Source organism: Peribacillus sp. P4_C12, assembly GCF_056402095.1.
In genome coordinates, this window is the sequence record NZ_JBFUIB010000620.1 from 1 (window position 1) to 1,897 (window position 1,897).

The following is a 1,897-nucleotide window of genomic DNA, read 5'->3' on the forward strand; positions in this document are numbered from 1 at the left end:
ATGCTTTGGGCTAACCTGTTCTGGGTTTGGGGACATCCTGAAGTATATATCTTAATCTTGCCTGCATTTGGTCTTTTTAGTGAGATTATCCCAACCTTTTCACGACGTAACCTATATGGCTATCGATCAATGGTTGCTTCAATGGTATTTATCTCTATATATTCATTCTTCGTTTGGACGCACCATTTCTTTACAATGGGGCAAGCAGCATATGTTAATAGTATTTTCTCGATTACAACGATGGTAATTGCTATTCCGACTGGAATCAAGATCTTTAACTGGTTGTTCACGATGTGGAAAGGTAGAATCAGATTTACCGTACCTATGCTTTATTCAATAGGTTTCATACCTCTTTTCACAATCGGTGGAGTTACCGGGGTTATGCTTGCGATGTCAGCRGCGGATTATCAATACCATAATACAATGTTTTTAGTAGCTCACTTCCACAATGTCATCATTCCGGGTGTAGTATTTGCTGTGCTTGGTGCCGGAACTTACTACTGGCCGAAAATGTTTGGTTTCATGTTGAATGAAAGGATTGGGAAATGGGCGTTCTGGTTTCTAACCATTGGTTTTTGCTTAGCATTCTTCCCTATGTATATCACTGGTTTAGATGGTCAAGCACGTCGTATATACACATACTCTGAATCGACTGGATTTGGACCATTGAATATGATTTCGTTTATCGGGGCGACTCTAATGGCAATCAGCTTTGTATTAATCGTATATACGATTTACTATAGCATTCGCCATGCTCCAAGAGATGTTAGTGATGATCCGTGGGATGCACGTTCCCTTGAATGGGCTACTCATAATCCAGTACCAGAATATAACTTTGCTATTATTCCACAAGTGAACTCAAGGGAAACGTTTTGGGATGCTAAATATAAAGGTCATGAATTATTCAAGGGTGACTATGAAAAAATTCATATGCCCAATAACAGCGGCGTACCGTTTATCATGTCCTGTATCTTCTTTGTCTTTGGATTTGCGTTAGTATTCAGCATATGGTTTCTTGCGATTATTGGGTTAATCGGTATCTTTGTTTGCATGGCTCATCGTTCATTCGAAATAGATCATGGGCATTACATTTCTGTAGAAGAAATTAAAGAGACAGAAGCAAAATTTGGGGGTGTTAATAAATGGAAATAGATCACTCGCAACCTCTTGAATATAGTACGGAACAAAATCGTCTAAATATTTTAGGCTTCTGGATTTTTCTTGGTGCCGAAATTATGCTTTTTGCAACACTCTTTGCATCATATTTTACATTAGTTGATCGTACGGGTAACGGTCCTACTGGAGCAGAAATTTTTGAAATCACTCCAGTACTTGCTGAAACATTCTTGCTCTTAACAAGCAGTTTTGTCATCGGGCTTGGAATTCATGCCATGCGACTTGGCAACAAGAAAGCCATGTTGACATTCTTCGTAATCACTCTCCTTCTTGGATTAGGATTCTTAGGATTTGAAATTACTGAGTTCATTACCTATTATCACGAAGGAGCTACACTGCAAACTAGTGCATTTACTTCGATGCTCTTTACAACATTAGGGACACATGGAGCACATGTTACATTAGGACTTTTCTGGGGGTTCTTTATTATCCTTCAAGTGAAAAAACGCGGGTTGACACCTGAAACAGCCAATAAATCCTTCATTTTCTCTCTTTACTGGCATTTCTTAGATATCGTTTGGATCTTCATCTTCACCTTTATCTACATGAAAGGAATGACATAAACATGAAGGAATTATTCCCGGCTAAACAAGTATGGGGTTTTGTATTTTCATTGATTTTGACGTTTGTAGCTCTTTTGGTTTACTTCTTCAATATGTCAAAAGCAACAGGCATGACGATTTTTATATTGACAGCATTTATACAAGCAGCTGTTCAACTA

Annotated in this window: 2 protein-coding genes; both read left to right on the forward strand. The window is 38.3% G+C overall.

Annotated features, from left to right (window positions below; genetic code table 11):
* The coding region (locus AC1DUW_RS27255; RefSeq protein WP_477643982.1) for a cbb3-type cytochrome c oxidase subunit I at window positions 1–1,152 on the forward strand (1,152 nt) is incomplete at its 5' end.
* Entirely contained in the window at window positions 1,143–1,739 is a 597-nt protein-coding gene (gene qoxC / locus AC1DUW_RS27260) for a cytochrome aa3 quinol oxidase subunit III (protein WP_053346602.1), read from the forward strand. The genes AC1DUW_RS27255 and qoxC, both read left to right, overlap by 10 nt.
* The last annotated feature ends 158 nt before the right edge of the window (window positions 1,740–1,897 follow it).